At 72.2% G+C, this 17,700-nt stretch carries 18 protein-coding genes; 6 read left to right on the forward strand and 12 right to left on the reverse strand.

What is annotated here, in order from left to right:
* Nucleotide 1: 1 nt before the first annotated feature.
* Nucleotides 2–1,777 (reverse strand): aminotransferase class V-fold PLP-dependent enzyme, encoded by a 1,776-nt coding sequence (locus BMW78_RS02810; protein ID WP_245735620.1) that lies wholly within the window; start codon nucleotides 1,775–1,777, stop codon nucleotides 2–4.
* Nucleotides 1,778–1,804: 27 nt separating this feature from the next.
* Here BMW78_RS02810 and BMW78_RS02815 point away from each other — a divergent pair, with 27 nt between their 5' ends.
* On the forward strand, nucleotides 1,805–2,617 hold the full coding sequence (locus BMW78_RS02815; RefSeq protein ID WP_091756133.1) for an enoyl-CoA hydratase-related protein: 813 nt from the start codon (nucleotides 1,805–1,807) through the stop codon (nucleotides 2,615–2,617).
* A gap of 35 nt (nucleotides 2,618–2,652) precedes the next feature.
* Here BMW78_RS02815 and BMW78_RS02820 read toward each other — a convergent pair whose 3' ends face one another.
* The 7 genes from BMW78_RS02820 to dapE all read right to left on the reverse strand — a co-directional run bounded on the left by BMW78_RS02820 (nucleotide 2,653) and on the right by dapE (nucleotide 8,502).
* The gene (locus tag BMW78_RS02820) at nucleotides 2,653–3,912 is read right to left on the reverse strand and encodes a mannosyltransferase family protein (protein ID WP_091756134.1); all 1,260 of its coding nucleotides are present in this window, start codon (nucleotides 3,910–3,912) and stop codon (nucleotides 2,653–2,655) included.
* The gene (locus tag BMW78_RS02825) at nucleotides 3,912–5,105 is read right to left on the reverse strand and encodes a hypothetical protein (protein ID WP_177180241.1); all 1,194 of its coding nucleotides are present in this window, start codon (nucleotides 5,103–5,105) and stop codon (nucleotides 3,912–3,914) included. Before BMW78_RS02825 ends, BMW78_RS02820 begins: the two co-directional genes overlap by 1 nt.
* Nucleotides 5,102–5,680 carry a DNA-3-methyladenine glycosylase I gene (locus BMW78_RS02830; RefSeq protein WP_091756137.1) on the reverse strand — a complete coding sequence of 193 codons (579 nt, stop codon included), beginning with the start codon at nucleotides 5,678–5,680 and terminating at the stop codon, nucleotides 5,102–5,104. The genes BMW78_RS02825 and BMW78_RS02830 overlap by 4 nt, the downstream gene beginning before the upstream one ends.
* Entirely contained in the window at nucleotides 5,677–6,159 is a 483-nt protein-coding gene (locus BMW78_RS02835) for an SRPBCC family protein (protein WP_091756139.1), read from the reverse strand. The genes BMW78_RS02830 and BMW78_RS02835 overlap by 4 nt, the downstream gene beginning before the upstream one ends.
* Nucleotides 6,160–6,161: 2 nt before the next feature.
* On the reverse strand, nucleotides 6,162–6,500 hold the full coding sequence (locus BMW78_RS02840; protein WP_245735621.1) for a DivIVA domain-containing protein: 339 nt from the start codon (nucleotides 6,498–6,500) through the stop codon (nucleotides 6,162–6,164).
* 88 nt (nucleotides 6,501–6,588) lie between these two features.
* Nucleotides 6,589–7,404, reverse strand: coding sequence for an LOG family protein (locus BMW78_RS02845; protein ID WP_091756143.1), 816 nt, complete (start codon nucleotides 7,402–7,404; stop codon nucleotides 6,589–6,591).
* A gap of 9 nt (nucleotides 7,405–7,413) precedes the next feature.
* Nucleotides 7,414–8,502, reverse strand: coding sequence for a succinyl-diaminopimelate desuccinylase (gene dapE, locus BMW78_RS02850; RefSeq protein WP_091756145.1), 1,089 nt, complete (start codon nucleotides 8,500–8,502; stop codon nucleotides 7,414–7,416).
* Nucleotides 8,503–8,584: 82 nt separating this feature from the next.
* Here dapE and dapD point away from each other — a divergent pair, with 82 nt between their 5' ends.
* From dapD to BMW78_RS02865, 3 genes are all read left to right on the forward strand, one after another.
* Nucleotides 8,585–9,517, forward strand: a complete 933-nt coding sequence (gene dapD, locus BMW78_RS02855) for a 2,3,4,5-tetrahydropyridine-2,6-dicarboxylate N-succinyltransferase (protein WP_091756558.1) — start codon at nucleotides 8,585–8,587, stop codon at nucleotides 9,515–9,517.
* The gene (locus BMW78_RS02860) at nucleotides 9,504–10,418 is read left to right on the forward strand and encodes a hypothetical protein (RefSeq protein WP_245735622.1); all 915 of its coding nucleotides are present in this window, start codon (nucleotides 9,504–9,506) and stop codon (nucleotides 10,416–10,418) included. Before dapD ends, BMW78_RS02860 begins: the two co-directional genes overlap by 14 nt.
* A gap of 141 nt (nucleotides 10,419–10,559) precedes the next feature.
* Nucleotides 10,560–11,468 (forward strand): hypothetical protein, encoded by a 909-nt coding sequence (locus BMW78_RS02865; RefSeq protein ID WP_143056122.1) that lies wholly within the window; start codon nucleotides 10,560–10,562, stop codon nucleotides 11,466–11,468.
* 146 nt (nucleotides 11,469–11,614) lie between these two features.
* Here the strand turns inward: BMW78_RS02865 and BMW78_RS02870 are convergent, their stop codons facing one another.
* From BMW78_RS02870 to fdxA, 3 genes are all read right to left on the reverse strand, one after another.
* Entirely contained in the window at nucleotides 11,615–12,910 is a 1,296-nt protein-coding gene (locus tag BMW78_RS02870) for a citrate synthase (protein WP_091756149.1), read from the reverse strand.
* Nucleotides 12,911–13,025: 115 nt separating this feature from the next.
* Nucleotides 13,026–14,159, reverse strand: coding sequence for a succinyldiaminopimelate transaminase (gene dapC / locus BMW78_RS02875; RefSeq protein ID WP_091756151.1), 1,134 nt, complete (start codon nucleotides 14,157–14,159; stop codon nucleotides 13,026–13,028).
* Between the two features lie 3 nt (nucleotides 14,160–14,162).
* Complete coding sequence (gene fdxA / locus BMW78_RS02880; RefSeq protein ID WP_091756153.1) at nucleotides 14,163–14,489, reverse strand: ferredoxin; 327 nt, start codon at nucleotides 14,487–14,489, stop codon at nucleotides 14,163–14,165.
* A gap of 20 nt (nucleotides 14,490–14,509) precedes the next feature.
* On the opposite strand from fdxA, the gene BMW78_RS02885 reads away from it, so the two are divergent.
* Nucleotides 14,510–15,544, forward strand: a complete 1,035-nt coding sequence (locus tag BMW78_RS02885; RefSeq protein WP_091756155.1) for a GNAT family N-acetyltransferase — start codon at nucleotides 14,510–14,512, stop codon at nucleotides 15,542–15,544.
* A gap of 41 nt (nucleotides 15,545–15,585) precedes the next feature.
* Nucleotides 15,586–15,999 (forward strand): VOC family protein, encoded by a 414-nt coding sequence (locus BMW78_RS02890; RefSeq protein ID WP_091756156.1) that lies wholly within the window; start codon nucleotides 15,586–15,588, stop codon nucleotides 15,997–15,999.
* Nucleotides 16,000–16,008: 9 nt separating this feature from the next.
* On the opposite strand, the gene BMW78_RS02895 is transcribed toward BMW78_RS02890, so the two are convergent.
* Complete coding sequence (locus tag BMW78_RS02895; RefSeq protein WP_177180242.1) at nucleotides 16,009–17,697, reverse strand: VanW family protein; 1,689 nt, start codon at nucleotides 17,695–17,697, stop codon at nucleotides 16,009–16,011.
* Nucleotides 17,698–17,700: the final 3 nt, after the last annotated feature.

Below are 17,700 nucleotides of genomic sequence, written 5' to 3' on the forward strand. Positions count from 1 at the left end.
CTCAGGTGCCCGACAGGCTGGCCGGCGGCAGCTCGAACCAGCGCAGCTGGTCGAAGTCGGAGTTGACCGAGCCGTCGCCGTCGCACGGGGTCGCGGCCCGCAGCACCTCCTCGGCCTCGCGCAGGTAGCCCTCCAGTGCCGACTCGTCGGCGGTGTCGTGCTCGCGCGGGTAGGTCATCCGGCCCTCGGCGTCGTAGCCGACCTGGTGCAGCCGCAGCGGCGGCTCGACCGGGCCCCGGCGGTGGTGCCAGCGGCCGGTCGCGGGGTCGAACCGGTAGTCACCGAGCAGGCGCCAGCCCTCGCGGGCGACGAGCCGCACCGCCTCGACGACGTACTCGAAGACCGTCTCGGAGATGAAGTAGTTGAAGTTGACCCGCACCCAGCCGGGCTTGATGCCCTCGCAGCCGTGGCCGATCTCGCGCTCGAACTCGTGGCTGCGGTCGATGTCGATGCCGAGCAGGTAGTGGCCGTAGGGGCCGGCGCACGAGCACCCGCCGCGCGACTGGATGCCGAAGAGGTCGTTGAGCACCGCGACGACGAAGTTGTGGTGTAGGAACCGGCCCCGCTCCCCCGGCGCGTGCACGACGAAGGAGACGATCGAGAGGCGGTCGGCGTCGAGGTTGCCGAGGATCTCGATGGCCGGCTCCGCCTGCCAGGCCTCCACGGCCCGGCGCAGGAAGTGGCTCTCCCGCTCGCGGATGGTGGCCACGCCGACGGCCTGCTTCAGCTGGAAGACCAGGCCCGCCCGGATCGACTCGATGATCGCGGGGGTGCCGCCCTCCTCCCGGTGCGCGGGGTCGTCGAGGTAGCGGTGGTCGTCGGCGTTGACGAAGGCGACGGTCCCGCCACCGGGCACGTCCGGCACCCGGTTGGTCGTCAGCTCGCGCCGCACGACGAGCACCCCCGGGGTGGCCGGCCCGCCGATGAACTTGTGCGGGCTGAGGAAGACGGCGTCCTTGTAGGCCGCGGGGCCGGCTCCCGGGGAGCCGTACATCTCGATGTCGACGTAGGGGGCCGCGGCGGCGAAGTCCCAGAACGAGAGTGCACCGTGCTGGTGCAGCAGGGCGCCGATGGCGTCGGCGTCGCTCACGATGCCGGTGACGTTGCTGGCGGCCGAGAACGAGCCGATCTTCAGCGGACGCTCCGCGTGGTGCTCGAGCTCGTGCGCCAGCCGCTGCCGGTCGATGTGGCCGTCGCGGTCCTGCGGGATGACGACGACGTCGGCGATCGACTCGCGCCAGATGAGCTCGTTGCTGTGATGCTCGTAGGGCCCGATGAAGACGACCGGCCGCTGGTGCGGCGCGATCGACTCGGCGAAGTGGAAGCGGTCCTCGAGGTTCGAGGGGATGCGCAGCCCGAGCATCCCCACCAGCTTGTCGATGGCGCCGGTGCAGCCGGAGCCGGCGAACAGCACGATGGTGTCGTCGTCGCCGCCGACGGCGTCGCGGATGATGCGGCGGGCGTCCTCGCGCAGCCGGGTGGTCTGCAGCCCGGTGCCGGAGCTCTCGGTGTGCGTGTTGGCGTACCGCGGCAGCACCTCGTCGCGGATGAAGTCCTCGATGAAGGTGAGGGCTCGCCCGGATGCCGTGTAGTCGGCATACGTGACCCGTCGCGGCCCGTAGGGCCCGACCATCACCTGGTCGTCGCCGATCACCGACTCCCGGATGCGTTGCAGGAGCGGAGGATCGGCAACCACGCGGTCGGCGCCGCCACCGCGTGGCTCGCCGCCTGCGTTGCCCTCGCTGCTGAAGACATGGTCGGCCCAGTGCTGTCCCACGCCTTCACTATAGGAATGATGGGCCCCATGACAGGCCAGACCCCGCAGACCCAGCCGCCCGTCGTGCTCGAGACCTCTCCCGACGGGGTGGCCACGGTGCGGCTCAACCGACCCGAGGCGATGAACGCGCTCGACGTCGCGACCAAGGAGCAGCTGCTCCAGACCCTGCGGCAGGTGGCCGAGGACCCCGCGGTGCGGGTCGTCGTGCTGACCGGCAGCGGCCGGGCCTTCTGCGTCGGGCAGGACCTGCGCGAGCACGTCGAGCTGCTGCAGTCGGCCGACGAGGCGCTGTTCGCGACGGTGGCCGAGCACTACAACCCGATCGTCGAGCTGCTCGTCACCATGGACAAGCCGGTCGTCGCCGCCGTCAACGGCGTCGCGGCCGGCGCGGGCGCGTCGTTCGCCTTCGCTGCCGACTTCCGGGTCATGGTCGACACGGCGGGCATCAACCTGGCCTTCGCCGGCATCGCGCTCTCCTGCGACAGCGGCTCGTCGTGGACGCTGCCGCGCCTCGTCGGCCCGGCCAAGGCCAAGGAGCTGCTCCTCCTGCCGCGCACCATCCCGGCGCATGAGTGCCTCGACCTCGGGCTGGTGACGTCGGTGGTGCCGGCCGACGGGTTCGACGCGGCGGTCGAGGAGCTGACCTCGAAGCTGGCCGCCGGCCCGACCCTGGCCTACGGCTGCATCCGCAACGCCGTCGCCTACAGCGCCGGCCACCCGCTCACCGAGTCGCTCGCGCGCGAGGGCGAGTACATGGACCGCACCGGCAAGAGCACCGACCACAAGGCTGCGGTCGACGCCTTCCTCGCCAAGGAGAAGCCCGCCTTCACCGGCGCCTGACGCCGGACGGGTGTCAGGGGGGTGTCAGGGGTGCGTCACGGAGGCGTGGCGTCCCAAGGGGTGAAGGTGAGCAGGCTCGCCGTGAACCAGAAGACCCCGGCGACCAGCGCCCCCACCACCACGGCCACCCGGCGGCGCCAGTGCGGCACCACGGAGGCGCCGGTGGAGGTCCGCATGGCGACGCTCGCGACGAGGGCGGCCACCGGGAAGTCGAGGAGCAGGAAGCGCCACATGCTCGTGATGGGGCGCACGACGGCCATGAGGAAGAGCGGGTAGGCCAGCGCCCAGGCCCGCAGCTCGATGGCCAGCCAGCGTCCGTGCCGGCCGAGCACCAGGGCGACGTAGGTCGCCACCAGGGCGAGCAGCACCACGACGCCGAAGATGCCGCGCTCGTCCCAGGCCCAGGCGAGCCACAGCACGAAGGGCCCCTTGTCGGGCTGCTGGCCCCAGGCGGCCTGCACGTCGAAGAAGGCGGTCGGCAGACCGCTGGCCAGCCCGACGTACGCCGGCCAGGCCAGCGCCGAGACGGCGGTGGCCACGAGCATCACGACTGCGCTGGCCCGGTGCCCGCGCAGCGGAACCATGCCTGCCGCCCGCTCCTCGCGCCAGCGGATCACGAGGTGGGCCAGCGCCGCACACGCCAGGGCCGGGGCCACGCCACGGGTGAAGCCGAGGGCGAGCGCGACCACACCGACCCAGAGGTACCGGCGCTGCATGAGCAGCAGCAGCGCCGCAGGCAGCAGGACGCAGGCCAGCGCCTCGGTGTAGGGCATGACGAGGATGCCGGTCGCCGGGTAGAGGCACCAGAGCGCCGCGGCGACGAGGGCGAGCCGTTCTCGGGCCGGCAGCGGCGCGGCGTGGAGGGCGAAGCGGAACGCCTGCCAGACGAGCAGGACCGCCACCGCGCCGAGCACGAGGTTCAGGCCGACCGCGGCGGCGGTGAACGGCAGGCCCGTCAGCATCAGCACCCGCACCAGCAAGGGGAAGGCCGGGTAGAAGGCCCACGCGCTGTAGGTGAGCCGGCCGGTGTCGGGGTCGGCGGGCAGCGGGAGGGGGTAGCCGCCCTCGGCGATCCGCCGGTACCAGACGCTGTCCCACGACCCGAGGATGTCGCTGACGGTCGGGTGCAGGTGCCCCACCCCGGCCGGGGTCTGGAACCACGTGGCCGCCACCGCCATGGCGACGACGGCCAGCACCCGGGTCAGGAGGTAGCACACCAGCAGCGTGACCACGGGGCGCCGCAGCGCCCGGCCCGCGATCTCGCTGCGCCGTTCGGGGGTGAGCAGCGCCGTCATCACGGCGGGTAGTCCGAGGGCGGCACGAAGACGAGCAGCTCGGTGATCCAGAACGCCTGCCCGACGACCCCGAGCACCACGAGCGTGCCGGTGCGCCACGACAGCCAGCGCGGCGAGCGCCCGGCCCAGCCCCCGCCCAGCATGACGACGAGGAGCGGGAAGAGCGGGAGGAGGTAGCGGAAGATGCTGGTGAACGGGTCGAGCACCAGGGCGAGGTATGCCGGGTAGGCCAGGCACCACGTCCGCAGCTCCGGTCCCAGCCCGCGGGCCCACGGGCCCAGCACCATGACGACGACGACGGTCGCCACCAGGGCGAGGGCGACCGGGCCGTAGGTCGAAGCCAGGTCGAAGTCGCGGAACACCCACTCCGACATCCACAGCCACGGCTTCAGCGGGACGATCTCACCGCCGGCCCGCCAGGCGGCCATGGTGTCGGTGTACGCCGTCGGCGACCCGGTGACGGCCCACGCGATGGTCGGCCAGATCAGCCCTGAGACCCCGCACGCCACGAGCGCGCCCGCACCGGCGACGTACTCGCCCGAGGTGATGCGGCGGGTCCGGCGCGCGCGCCAGCGCAGGACCAGCGCCACGACGACGACCGCCGCCGCCGGCAGGGCGATCGGCCGGGTGACGCCCAGCACCAGCACGAGGGCGGCCGCCACCGACCACCGGCCGCGCATCACCGCCCACAGGAAGCCGCAGAGCACGAGCATCGCGAGCGACTCGGTGTAGGCGAGCTGCAGCGACACCGACGCCGGGAAGGCGGCCCACACCGCCACGGCCGCCAGCGCGACCTTGGCCGGCACCCGGTCGGCGAGCAGACCGGCCATGAGCACGGCTGCACCGAGCCCGCAGAGCAGCGCGAGGGTCGAGGCCACCACCGGGAAGGACAGGCCGGTCAGGCCCATGAGCCCCCGGGACAGCATCGGGAACAGCGGGTAGAACGCCCAGGCGTTCTGCGACGGGGTCCCGCTCACCGGGTCGAGCGGAAGCTGGTGGGGGTAGCCGTGCTCCGCGATCGTGCGGTACCAGCTGCCGTCCCAGAGCACCGTCATGTCGAAGTAGTCGACGGTCGGCCCCGTCCACGACTCCACCGGCACCTGCCTGCCAACCGCCATCAGCAGCATCACGGTGGTGACCGCGCGCAGCACGAGGTAGACGCCGGCCGCACGCAGGGCGAGCGCGCGGCTCACCGCACACCAGCCCGGTGGCACCCCTCGACGTGGTCGTCGACGACGCCGCAGGCCTGCATCGCGGCATACATGGTGGTGGGGCCGACGAAGACGAAACCGGTGCGCTTGAGCGCCTTGGCGAGGGCCTTGGACTCCGCCGAGACGGCCCGGAAGTCCTCGGGCCCCGTCGGGCGGACGTGGTCCGTCGGCGCGAACGACCAGAACAGCTCGTCGAGCCCGCCGTCGTCGCGCAGCGCGACCACGGCCCGCGCGTTGGTGATGGCGGCGTCGATCTTGAGCCGGTTGCGCACGATCGACGCGTCGGCCATCAGGCGCGAGCGGTCGGTCTCGTCGAAGGCGGCCACCTTCTCGGGGTCGAACCGGGCGAAGGCGTTCCGGAAGGCCTCACGCTTGCGCAGGATCGTCAGCCACGACAGGCCCGACTGGAACGCCTCGAGCGTGAGCCGCTCGTACAGCGGCTGCTCGCCCCGGACGGGCACGCCCCACTCGGTGTCGTGGTAGGTGAGGTAGTCGGGCGTGCTGCCGGCCCACGAGCACCGGGCGAGGCCGTCCTCCCCGACGAGCAGGGCGGTCATGCGGCGGTCCCGGCGGTGCGGCGCGCGGCCTCCTCGAGCATCGCGTCGAGGGCCGAGGCGAACATGGCGCGGGCGGCGCGGTCGACCGCAGGCTGGCTGACCCGTCGCAGCGGGCGGGGCCGCAGGGAGATGTCCTCGGTCCAGGTGACGGCAGCGCCGCCCCCGGGTGCGGGCTCGACCCGGACGTCGGCCCACCCGTCGAGCAGCCGCCCGACCTTCAGCATGGCGAAGCGGCCGCCGGCCGCCCCCTCCCCTTCCGCGGTCGGCGGTTCCCAGCGGGTGAGCACCATGGCGTCGGCGAAGCCGAGCGGGCCGATGCCGCTCACGCCGGCCCAGCCCCAGCCGACGCGAGGCTCGCCGGGGTCGACGCGCATGGTGGTCAACGGGATCCACCGCTCGTGGCCCGCGAAGTCGGTGAGCACGTCCCAGACCTCGGCCGGGCTGGCCGGGCTGGTCCGGTGGAGGCTGAAGGCGGTCATGGTCAGGCGTCGTGCTCCCGGTGCGGCACGTCCTCGCGCTGGGAGGCGTCCCGGTGTGCCGCGTCCCCGCCGCGCAGGGTGGCGATCTCACGCTCCTGCTCGGCGATGCGGTCCTGGAGCGCGTCGAGCACGTGGTCGACCTGGTCCATCCGGTAGCCGCGCAGCGCCGTGTCGAAGTGGACGTCGGAGATCGACCGAGCCGTGAAGTCGTCCGCCAGGCCGGTGTCCGGCTGGGAGGTGACCACCTCCGACAACGGGTCGTAGCCGATGCGTCCGGCCAGCAGGCCAGCGAACACGCCGACGAGCAGCACCGCAACGACGGTGAACAGGACCCAGATCACGAACGAGATCGTCGCACGTCACGGCGCCGGCGACACATCCACCCGCCGGGTCGGGGCGCCCGGTCGTCGTCCGCGACCGCGGCGAGCGTCACTCGGGCCGCTTGGGCGCCACGTTCCGCTCGGACTCGATGATGATGCGCACGGCCTCGTCGACGTCGTCGGTGAGCTGCAGCAGCCTCAGGTCCTCGACGTTGATCATGCCGTGGTCGGCGAGGGTGCCCTCGAGCCAGCCGAGGAGGCCGCCCCAGTAGTCGCTGCCCAGCAGCACCAGCGGGAACGACGTCACCTTCTGGGTCTGCACGAGCGTGAGCGCCTCGAAGAGCTCGTCGAGCGTGCCGAACCCGCCGGGCAGCACGATGAACCCCTGCGCGTACTTGACGAACATCGTCTTGCGGGCGAAGAAGTAGCGGAAGTTCACGCCGAGGTCGACGTAGGGGTTGAGGCCGGCCTCGAACGGCAGCTCGATGCCGAGGCCGACCGAGGCTCCCCCGGCCTCGAGCGCGCCCCGGTTCGCCGCCTCCATGGCGCCCGGACCGCCACCGGTGATCACGGCATACCCGGCCTTGGCCAGGGCCCGACCGACCTCCACGCCGAGCCGGTAGTGGGGGCTGTCGACCTTGGTGCGGGCGGAGCCGAAGACGCTCACTGCCGGGCCGAGCTCGGCGAGCGCGCCGAAGCCCTCGACGAACTCGCTCTGGATGCGCATGACCCGCCACGGGTCGGTGTGCACCCAGTCGGCCCGGCCCTTGTTGTCGAGGAGCCGCTGGTCGGTGGTGGTGCCGGGCAGCCGCGAGCGGCGCAGCGTGACCGGCCCGGTGTGGTACTCCCACTCCTCGTCGTGGCTGCTGCCCCGCGAGCGTGCCGGGCGCGCCCCGTCGGTGGGCTCGATCTCCTGCTCCGTCATGCAGCGAACCTATGCCAGCCAGCGCAGCAGCGCTGCCTCGGCGGCAACCAGCTGGTCGACGGGGCAGCGCTCGTCGTCGTGGTGGGCCAGGTTCGGGTCGCCGGGGCCGAAGTTGACCGCCGGCACGCCGAGGGCGGCGAAGCGGGCGACGTCGGTCCAGCCCTCCTTGGCGGTCACCGTCGCCCCCAGCGCGTCGACGAAGGCCTTGGCGGCGGGAAGGTCGAGGCCGGGTCGGGCACCGGCGGCGTTGTCGACAACCTCGACCTCGAAGCCGTCGAACACCTCACGCACGTGCTCGGCCGCCTGCTCCTCCGACAGGTCGGGCGCGTAGCGGTAGTTGACCGTCACGACGCACCGGTCCGGGATGACGTTGCCGGCGATGCCGCCGGTGATGCCGGTCGCGTTGAGGGCCTCGCGGTACTCGAGCCCGTCCACGGTGACCGTGCGGGTCTCGTATGCCGTGAGGCGGACGAGCACCTCGCCCGCGTCGTGGATGGCGTTGTGGCCCTTCCACGGCCGGGCCGAGTGGGCGGCGACGCCGCGTGTGGTGACCAGCGCGCGGAGGGTGCCCTTGCAGCCGCCCTCGACCTCCGCGGCGGTCGGCTCGAGCAGCACGGCGAAGTCGGCCTCGAGCAGCTCGGGCCGTGCCTCCTGGATCAGGCGCAGGCCGTTGTACTGGCTGTCGACCTCCTCGCCCTCGTAGAAGACGAAGGTCAGGTCGCGCGACGGCTCGGTCACCTCGGCCGCGACCTTGAGCTGGACGGCCACGCCGCCCTTCATGTCGACGGTGCCCCGGCCGACGAGCTCGTCACCCTCGAGGCGGGTCGGCAGGTTCACCGGGTCGGTGGTCAGCGGCACGGTGTCAATGTGGCCCGCGAGGACGACGCGCTCGGGTCGTCCGAGTGACGTGCGGGCGACGAGCGAGTTGCCGATCCGGGTGACCTCGAGGTGGGCCAGCGGGCGCAGCGCGGCCTCGATCGCGTCGCAGATCCGGGCCTCGTCGTGGCTCACGGACTCGATGTCGCACACGGCGGCCGTCAGGGTGGTGATGTCTGCCGACAGGTCGAGCACGGGCACGGTCGAGGGCGCTGAGGTCATGGGCGCCAGCCTAGCCAGCGACGTGCTCGGGCCGGGGCGCCGGTGCACCGACCTGCCGGCCGGCTCGCCTACGCTGTCCCGCATGAACGACGAGCGCAGCGCATGGGGATTCGGACTGGCGACCATCACCGACGACGGTGCGACGCTGGACACCTGGTACCCCGAGCCCTCGCTGGGTGAGGTCCCTGCCGACGCCTCGGCCCCCGAGGAGCTGCAGGCCCTGGCCGGCAAGGACGAGGTGCGCCGGGTCCGCCGCGAGCTCGTCCAGACCAGCATCAACCTCGACGCCGCCCCGGCCGACGCGTCGGACGCCTACCTGCGCCTCCACCTGCTCTCGCACTGCCTGGTCGAGCCCAACAGCATCAACCTCGACGGCATGTTCGGCGTGCTGACCAACGTCGTCTGGACCAGCCAGGGCCCGTGTGCCGTCGAGGGCTTCGAGATGACCCGCGCCCGGATGCGCGCCCGCGGACCGGTGCAGGTCTTCGGCATCGACAAGTTCCCCCGCATGACCGACTACGTCGTGCCCGCGGGCGTGCGCATCGGCGACGCGGACCGGGTCCGACTCGGCGCGCACCTGGCCCCGGGCACCACGGTCATGCACGAGGGGTTCGTGAACTTCAACGCCGGCACGCTCGGCACCTCCATGGTCGAGGGCCGCATCAGCCAGGGCGTGGTCGTGGGCGACGGCTCCGACATCGGGGGCGGCGCCTCCACCATGGGCACCCTCTCCGGTGGTGGCACCGAGCGGGTCCGCATCGGCGAGCGCTGCCTCCTCGGTGCCGAGTCCGGTCTGGGCATCGCGCTCGGCGACGACTGCGTCGTGGAGGCGGGCCTGTACCTCACGGCCGGCACCAAGGTCACCCTGCCCGACGCCCAGGTGGTCAAGGCCCGCGAGCTCTCCGGCCAGGACAGCCTGCTCTTCCTGCGCAACTCGGTCACCGGCACGGTCGAGGCCCGCGCCCGCGACGGCCACGGCATCGTCCTGAACTCGGCCCTGCATGCCAACGACTAGGCGTGGAGGCAGCCGCCGCGGCGGGGTCGTCCTCTCGGAGCAGAGGCCCCGTTCGCGTCGTCGGCGTGCCCTGACGCGCATCGTCCTGGCCCTCTTCGCCCTCAGCATCGTCGTCGCGGGGTACCTCGGCTACCAGGGAGTCCTGCGCAACTTCGGCGGCCCCCGCTGCCAGGCGACCGCGCTCGGCAACAGCGTCGACTTCGACCCGTCGCAGACCGGGTACGCCGCGACCATCACCGGCCTGGCCGTCAAGCGGGGCCTGCCCCCGCGGGCGGCCACCATCGCCATCGCCACCGCGATCCAGGAGTCCAAGCTGCGCAACCTGCGCTACGGCGACCGCGACTCCCTCGGCCTGTTCCAGCAGCGGCCGTCGCAGGGCTGGGGCACCGAGCAGCAGATCCTCGACCCGGTGCACGCCACCAACGCCTTCTACGACGCGCTGGTGAAGGTCAAGGGCTACGAGCAGATGGAGATCACCAAGGTCGCGCAGGAGGTGCAGAAGAGCGGCTATCCCGAGGCCTACGCCGACCACGAGAAGGAGGGGCGCATCCTCGCCTCGACGATCAGCGGCCACTCCCCCGGCGGCCTCGGGTGCCGCCTCGACGACGCGAAGGGCAGCGACCCGAAGGCGCTCGCCACCTCGCTCAAGACCGAGCTGGGCGTGGCCGCCACGCCTCGCGGACGCACCCTCACGGTGAAGGCCGGCTCCGACCTGCAGGCGTGGAACATCGGCGCCTGGTCGGTCGCCAAGGCGAACCAGCACGGGGTGACCGCGGTGCGCGTCGGCGACCACCAGTGGACCCGCACGCGGGACAAGGACGGCTGGACGTGGAAGAAGGTGTCCGGCGCCGCTGCCGGACGCACCGTGACCATCACGTTCGCCCCCGCCGCCCAGTCCTGACGCCCCGCACCGGCGCCACACGGCACACCCCCTCTCCTTGCGTGTGGTCCGCCGGGTGTCACGCCGCCCGTCTCGTGCAATCGGCGGAACCGCGCGGCTGCCGCGGCTGGCACGATCGGCGCGGGAGGACGCGGAGGGGTCATGGGGCGAGTGCGCTGGCGCGCGGTGGTGGCCACGTCGGTCGTGGGCCTGGGCGTCGCCACGCTCGGGGCCTGCAGCGGGAGTGGGTCTCCCGGGGCCGCCACCGTGACCGTCACGGCGGCCGGCCGCAGCAGCGCCGCCGCGACACCCAGCAGGTCACCCAGCACGTCACCCGGTGCGTCATCCAGTCCTACGTCCGGGCCGACCGCCTCCCCGACGGCACGGTCCACCTCGCAGCCGACGACCTCGACCTCGAACCCGAGGTCGGGGCCCCGCCTGCGCATCTCCCACCGCGTGGTCTCCGACAGCCGCGGTCGGGGGCTGAAGCTGCCTGAGTTCACCGTCGAGGCGCTGACCGACGACGCGACGACCGTCCGGGCCGCCCGAGCCCTCCAGCGGGCGCTCGAGGGCCAGGAGTCCGGGGTCGTCGCCGGCTGGGAGGCAGCCGCTGAGGCGGGCAGCGAGCCGCAGGGCAGCGTCACCACCGAGCGGGTCTCGGTGCCCGTCAACGAGGCGGAGCTCGCCGTCGTGGTGTGGCGCGCCTCCGTCTACACCGGGGGCGCCCACCCCCTGGCCGTGCTCCGGTCCGTCACCGTCGACGTGGCCCACGGCCGCACGGTCACCGACGCCGGGTTGCTCGGCCAGCTCCAGCAGGCAGGCGGACCGGCGTGGGACTTCGAGCGCGAGCTGCGCCGGGCCGTCAGCCGACAGGTCCCCGACGCGCCCGAGGTGGCGACGCTCACCCGCGACGAGCTGCACGTCTACCCGACGCGGGCCGGGCTCCACGTCACCGGTGACCAGTGCGTGCTCGCCTGCGCTCTGCCACCCCTCGAGGTGACCATCCCGTGGGACCGGCTCGTGGGCCCGCGTGACGACATCGAGGCCCTGCCGGACGCCTGGGGGCTGTGACTGCCGGCGAGCAGAGACGGCACACCGGCCCCACCGGGCCTCCTGGGCGGCATCGCGGCCACCCGGGCAGGGTGCTGAGGACAGAACGAGGCCCGCACCGTGTCCCACGGTGCGGGCCTCGTGTTCGGTCTGGAGCGACCGGTACGTCAGCGCTGCTCGAGCGAGACGTAGTCCCGCTCGGTGGCGCCGACGTAGATCTGGCGGGGGCGGCCGATCTTGGTCTGCGGGTCCTGGATCATCTCGCGCCACTGGGCGATCCAGCCGGGCAGGCGCCCGAGCGCGAAGAGCACGGTGAACATGCGGGTCGGGAAGCCCATCGACTTGTAGATCAGGCCCGTGTAGAAGTCGACGTTCGGGTAGAGCTTGCGCTCGACGAAGTAGTCGTCCTCGAGCGCGTGCTGCTCGAGCTTCATGGCGATGTCGAGCAGCGGGTCGGAGACGCCGCCCTTGTTGAGGACCGTGTGCGCGGTCTCCTTCACGATGGCCGCGCGCGGGTCGTAGTTCTTGTAGACCCGGTGCCCGAAGCCCATGAGCTTCACGCCGTCTTCCTTGTTCTTCACCTTGCGCACGAAGGCGTCGACGTCACCGCCGTCCTTCTGGATGCCCTCGAGCATCTCGAGCACCGACTGGTTGGCGCCACCGTGCAGCGGGCCGAACAGGGCGTTGATGCCGGCGGAGATGGAGGCGAAGAGGTTGGCCTGCGAGGAGCCGACGAGGCGCACCGTGGAGGTGGAGCAGTTCTGCTCGTGGTCGGCGTGCAGGATCAGCAGCAGGTCGAGCGCCTTGACCAGCTCCGGGTCGAGGTCGTAGGGCTCGGCCGGGAAGCCGAACGTCATGCGCAGGAAGTTCTCGGTCAGCGACAGCGAGTTGTCCGGGTAGAGGAACGGCTGGCCGACGCTCTTCTTGTAGGCGTACGCCGCGATGGTCGGCAGCTTGGCCATGAGGCGGACGGTCGAGATCTCGACCTGCTCCTCGTCGAACGGGTCGAGGCTGTCCTGGTAGAAGGTCGACAGCGCCGAGACCGCGGAGGACAGCACCGGCATCGGGTGGGCGTCACGGGGGAAACCGGTGAAGAACGCCTTGAGGTCCTCGTGCAGCAGGGTGTGACGGCGGATGCGCTGGTCGAAGTCGGCCAGCTGCTCCGGGGTGGGGAGCTCGCCGTAGATCAGCAGGTAGGACGTCTCGAGGAAGCTCGACTTCTCGGCCAGCTGCTCGATCGGGTAGCCCCGGTAGCGCAGGATGCCGGCGTCACCGTCGATGTAGGTGATCGCGCTGGTGCACGACGCGGTGTTGACGAAACCGATGTCGAGGGTGACGTTGCCGGTCTCCTTCAGCAGCTTGGAGACGTCGTACCCGTCGTTGCCCTCGGCGGCCTGGACCACCGGAAGGGACAGCTCTTTGTCCCCGGTCTTCAGAGTGGCTCCGGCTACGTCGTTGCTCATCAAACCCATCCTCGAAAGTGTGTTTGGGGGCACCCTGGCTTGGCGCGCCCACCGCAACAGCGACGGTACCCCAGGTCCTCCCAGGCGGAAAAAGCGGGCAGTCCGGGCAGACTCGTCAGGCGAGGCGCGCGGCCGCCGCCTCGATGCTGTCGTCGCTGGCAGTCAAGGCGATCCGCACGTGCTGGGCACCGGCTGCGCCGTAGAAGGTGCCGGGGGCGACGAGGATGCCGCGGTCGGCCAGCCAGCCGACGGTGGCCCAGGCGTCCTCGCCGCGGGTGCACCACAGGTAGAGGCCGGCCTCGGAGTCGTCGACGCGCAGCCCGGCACCCTCGACGGCGGCCCGAAGACGGCTGCGCCGCGCGGCATACCGGGCCTTCTGCTCCGCCACGTGGGCGTCGTCGCCGAGCGCCGCCGCCATGGCGTGCTGCACGGGCGCCGGCATGATCATGCCGGCGTGCTTGCGCACCTCCAGCAGCTGCTTGACCAGCACCGGGTCGCCGGCCACGAAGGCCGCGCGGTAGCCGGCGAGGTTCGACTGCTTGCTTAGCGAGTAGACGGCGAGCAGGCCCTCGTGGCTGCCACCGGTCACGCGGGGGTCGAGGATGCTCGGGGTGGTCGGCGGCTCCGCGCTCGAGGGGTCGCGCTCGCGCCAGTCGAGCTCGGCGTAGCACTCGTCGCTGGCGACCACGACGCCGTGACGGCGCGCCCAGTCGACCACCTTCGCGAGGTGCTCGACGCCGAGCACCTTCCCGGTCGGGTTGCCGGGACTGTTGAGCCACAACAGCTTCGGCGTGGTGGACGGCGTCAGCGGACCGAGGGCGGCGAGGCCGTCGACGACCACGGGGTCGGCGCCGGCCAGCCGGGCCCCGACGTCGTAGGTCGGGTAGGCGATGCGTGGGAAACCGACGATGTCACCGGCCCCCAGCTCGAGGAGGCTGGGCAGCCAGGCCACCAGCTCCTTGCTGCCGATGGTCGGCAGCACGCCGTCGGGGTCGAGGCCGGGCACCCCGCGGCGCCGCTCGAACCAGCGCGCCACGGCCTCCCGCAGCGGAGAGGTGCCCCACGTCTGCGGGTAGCCCGGCGCGTCGGCCGCGGCCCGCAGTGCGTCCTGCACCACGACGGGCGTGGGGTCCACCGGGGTGCCCACCGAGAGGTCGACGAGGGCCCCGCCCGGCAGGTCGGCGGACACGGCACTCGCCCGCTCCTTGTAGGGAGCGAGCGAGTCCCAGGGAAAGTCAGGAAGACGCACAGGTCACTCGTCGTGCTCCTGCGGCGGCAGGGCGGCGATGAGCGGGTGGTCCTTGTTGATCAGGCCCAGCTTCGCGGCGCCACCCGGGCTGCCGAGGTCGTCGAAGAACTCGACGTTGGCCTTGTAGTAGTCGGCCCACTGCTCGGGCACGTCGTCCTCGTAGTAGATCGCCTCGACGGGGCAGACCGGCTCACAGGCGCCGCAGTCGACGCACTCGTCGGGGTGGATGTACAGGGACCGCTCGCCCTCGTAGATGCAGTCGACGGGGCATTCCTCGATGCACGCCTTGTCCTTCAGGTCGACGCAAGGCTGGGCGATCACGTAGGTCATAACGCACATACTATGCACGCGTGCCCGACCACGCCGCAGCGCTCCCCCTCGGTTCCCGTGTCGTGGTCAGGTGGCGCCTCGAGCAGGCCGACGCGGCCACCGGAGCGAGCCTCACCGACGCGGTCGGCACCCTCTCGGCGGCCGACGAGCGCACCCTGACGGTGCAGACCTCCCGCGGCACCGTGGTGGTCGACCGCGACCGGGTCGTCGCCGCCAAGGAGGTGCCGCCGAAGCCAACGCGCCGGGGTGCCCCGCACCGGGCCATCGGCATCGAGGAGCTGCAGCGGGTCATGGCTCCGTCGTGGGGTGCCGTCGAGCGCGAACAGCTCGGCGACTGGCTGCTGCGGGCGTCGTCGGGATTCACCCAGCGGGGCAACTCCGTGGTGCCGCTGGGCGACCCGGGGCTGCCCCTCGCCGACGCCGTCGACCGGGTCGAGCAGTGGTATGCCGCACGCGGCCTCCCGGCCAAGTTCGCCGTCGCCGGGCCCCAGGGCTTCGACCCGGCCGACGACGCCCTCGGTGCCCTGCTCGTCGGCCGCGGCTACTCGGTGGGCAGCCTCACGCTCAACCTCACCGCCGCCACGGCGGCGGTCGCGGCAGCGGACCCGGGCGGACCCACCGTGCACATCGGCCCGGACCCCGACGGGGTGTGGCTGGAGGCCTACCACCGCACCAGGACCACGGTCCCGGGGGCCACCGAGCTCGTCATCACGGGCAGCCCCCGGCACCTGTTCGGCCACGTGCTGCCCGGCGGCGGGCTCTCGCAGCAGCTCGGGCTGCGGCCGGCCGACGCCGCGGGCACGGCACCGATCGCGTTGGGACGCTTGGGGATCGCCCACGGCTGGGCGGGACTCGGCGCGGTCTGGACGGACCCGGCATACCGGGGCCGCGGCCTCGCCGCGCACCTCACCGCTCGGCTGTGCGCGCAGGCGCGCGAGGAGGGGGTGCACCTGGTGCACCTGCAGGTCGAGCACGACAACCACACGGCGCAGCGGCTCTACGAGCGCCTCGGGTTCGACGTGCACTCCTCGTACGCCTACCTCACCGCGCCGTAAACCCGTGGCGCGGCGAGCGGCTCTTCGCGAGGGTTGGGTCCATGACCTCACGCATCTCGCACACCTCCGTCGACTCCCGTGACGCCCACGCCCAGTCGGTCTGGTGGGCGCAGGTCCTGGGCTTCTCCGAGGACCCGCGCGACCCCAACGAGCCCGGCCACGAGGAGTGCATGATCTTCTCCCCCGACGGCCGGCAGCGCGTGCTGTTCATCGAGGTGCCGGAGGGCAAGACGGTCAAGAACCGCCTGCACTTCGACCTCTGGCCGACCGACCGCACGATGAACGAGGAGGTCGACCGGCTGCTCTCCCTCGGAGCCACGATGGTGCACGACCTGCGCGACCACCGCGGCCCCGGCACCGGCTGGGCGACGCTGGCCGACCCCGAGGGCAACGAGTTCTGCGTCCTGCGCAGCGAGGCCGAGCGCCCCGACCCGTACGCCCACCTCGTGCGCTAGGGGGTCCGGCTAGCTCGCCTTCGGGTGGGTGCAGGTGACGTCGTCCTCGGGGATGTAGTGCGTGTCGAAGGTCGAGCGCTTCACCTCTTTCCCGGCCCTGGTGAAGATCCGGGTCACGGTCACGTCGAAGCCGGGCGTCGGGCTCTGCGGCACGCAGGTGGGCCGGTCGTCGACGATCTTCTTGGGCTTGACGACGTTGCGCCGAGGACCCTTGTCGGCCTTGATGTCCCACGTCTTGATGCCGTGGAACGTCACCGTGACGCTGCTCCCGGAGACGTAGGACTCGATGAGGATGCCGCCGGCGGTGTCGTTGGTGAACCGGTTGTCGACGTCGGGCCAGGAGATGGTGGCCTCGCGGCCCTCGGGGTAGCGCGCGATGTAGAAGCTGTGCGGGTGGTGCTCCTCGATCCGCGCGCCGGAGAAGAAGACCGCGTTGAACAGCGTGGTCGACAGCTGCGAGATGCCCCCGCCGAAGTCCTTGGTGAGCCGGCCGTTGACGATGACCGGTGCCTCGTTGTAGCCCTTGCCGCCGGTGCGCTGCCCGAGGAGGTCGTTGAGGCTGAAGGTCTTGCCCGGGGCGACGAACGTGCCGTTGAGCGTCCGCGCGGCGAGGGTGATGTTCTCGGTGCGCGGCGGGTTGAAGGGGAACTGCGTCGTGAAGGTCGAGATGACCTCCTTCGGCGCGATCTTCCTGGCCTCCTCCGTCGTGAGGTCCGGCTGCACGACGGTCGTCTTCGGCTTGACCGTGCGGCTGCTCGAGGTCAGCGCCGGGCCGAACCCGTCGACGAGCGACTTCTCGTCGATCTGCAGGCCGGTCTTGGCCGGCACGAGCACGGCCTTGCCGCCCTGGAGGCGGAACGAGGCGTCCTCCGCCTTGGGCTCCAGCCCCTTCTCGGCCGCGGCGGCGCGCACCGCCGCCAGCAGCTTCCTGCTGTCGTATGCCGGCGTGAGGCTCCCGTCGCCGCCCGCCTTCATCGTGACGGCGGGGGCGAACTCCGCGGGCTCGAGAGCGACGGTGGTGGAGCCGACCGACACCTTCACCGGCCCTGCCATGGCCTTGTCGGCGAACTCGGTGCGGGCACGCTGGACCTCGTCGGCGGAGGTCTTGGGCGGCACGGTGTTCACGACCGCCTTGACGGGGGTCGTGGTGGGCCACGCAGCGGCGACGACGTCGGCGGTCTTCTCGACGTCGAGGGACATCCCGATGACGGGGTTGACGACCTTGACCGCGCCGCCGGGGAAGGCGATGGCTCCCTCCTGGGCGCCCTTGTCGACTCCCTTGGCGGTCTCGGCGAGCACGGCACGCAGGCGGTCGCGGTCGACGTCGGTGCGCAGCGGCTCGTCGTCGCCGCCGTTGAGGTGGTTCCACACGTCGGCCGGCTTGAGGGAGAAGCCGCTCAGGCCCTGGAGGGTCTCCTCGAGGTCGAGGGACAGCCCGGCCGCCGAGGGGTCGACGTCGACGGTGCGGCCGGCGACCCGGAGCCGCACGGGCGCCGAGGCCTGTGAGGCCAGCTGCCGCTTGAGGGTGGCCTCGGCGTCGGCGGGCGACTTGCCGCCGATCGGGATGCCGGCGACCGACGCGTTGGCGGGGACGTGTCGTCCGAGGAAGGCGGCCAGGCCGATGTAGGCCGCAGCCAGCACGGCCAGGGCGATGACCAGGCGCAGGGCCGCACCGCCCCGTTCACCACGTCGCACCACGTC

Origin of the sequence: Pedococcus cremeus (assembly GCF_900111375.1) — a bacterium.
In the GTDB taxonomy this organism is placed as follows: Bacteria; Actinomycetota; Actinomycetes; order Actinomycetales; family Dermatophilaceae; genus Pedococcus_A; species Pedococcus_A cremeus.

Excerpts from the sequence above, each read along its gene's own strand:
- BMW78_RS02815 (WP_091756133.1), top strand. The coding sequence starts at position 1,805 with ATGACAGGCCAGACCCCGCAGACCCAGCCGCCCGTCGTGCTCGAGACC.
- BMW78_RS02820 (WP_091756134.1), bottom strand. The coding sequence starts at position 3,912 with ATGACGGCGCTGCTCACCCCCGAACGGCGCAGCGAGATCGCGGGCCGG.
- BMW78_RS02830 (WP_091756137.1), bottom strand. The coding sequence starts at position 5,680 with ATGACCGCCCTGCTCGTCGGGGAGGACGGCCTCGCCCGGTGCTCGTGG.
- BMW78_RS02835 (WP_091756139.1), bottom strand. The coding sequence starts at position 6,159 with ATGACCGCCTTCAGCCTCCACCGGACCAGCCCGGCCAGCCCGGCCGAG.
- BMW78_RS02845 (WP_091756143.1), bottom strand. The coding sequence starts at position 7,404 with ATGACGGAGCAGGAGATCGAGCCCACCGACGGGGCGCGCCCGGCACGC.
- dapE (WP_091756145.1), bottom strand. The coding sequence starts at position 8,502 with ATGACCTCAGCGCCCTCGACCGTGCCCGTGCTCGACCTGTCGGCAGAC.
- dapD (WP_091756558.1), top strand. The coding sequence starts at position 8,585 with ATGAACGACGAGCGCAGCGCATGGGGATTCGGACTGGCGACCATCACC.
- BMW78_RS02860 (WP_245735622.1), top strand. The coding sequence starts at position 9,504 with ATGCCAACGACTAGGCGTGGAGGCAGCCGCCGCGGCGGGGTCGTCCTC.
- BMW78_RS02865 (WP_143056122.1), top strand. The coding sequence starts at position 10,560 with ATGGGGCGAGTGCGCTGGCGCGCGGTGGTGGCCACGTCGGTCGTGGGC.
- BMW78_RS02870 (WP_091756149.1), bottom strand. The coding sequence starts at position 12,910 with ATGAGCAACGACGTAGCCGGAGCCACTCTGAAGACCGGGGACAAAGAG.
- fdxA (WP_091756153.1), bottom strand. The coding sequence starts at position 14,489 with ATGACCTACGTGATCGCCCAGCCTTGCGTCGACCTGAAGGACAAGGCG.
- BMW78_RS02890 (WP_091756156.1), top strand. The coding sequence starts at position 15,586 with ATGACCTCACGCATCTCGCACACCTCCGTCGACTCCCGTGACGCCCAC.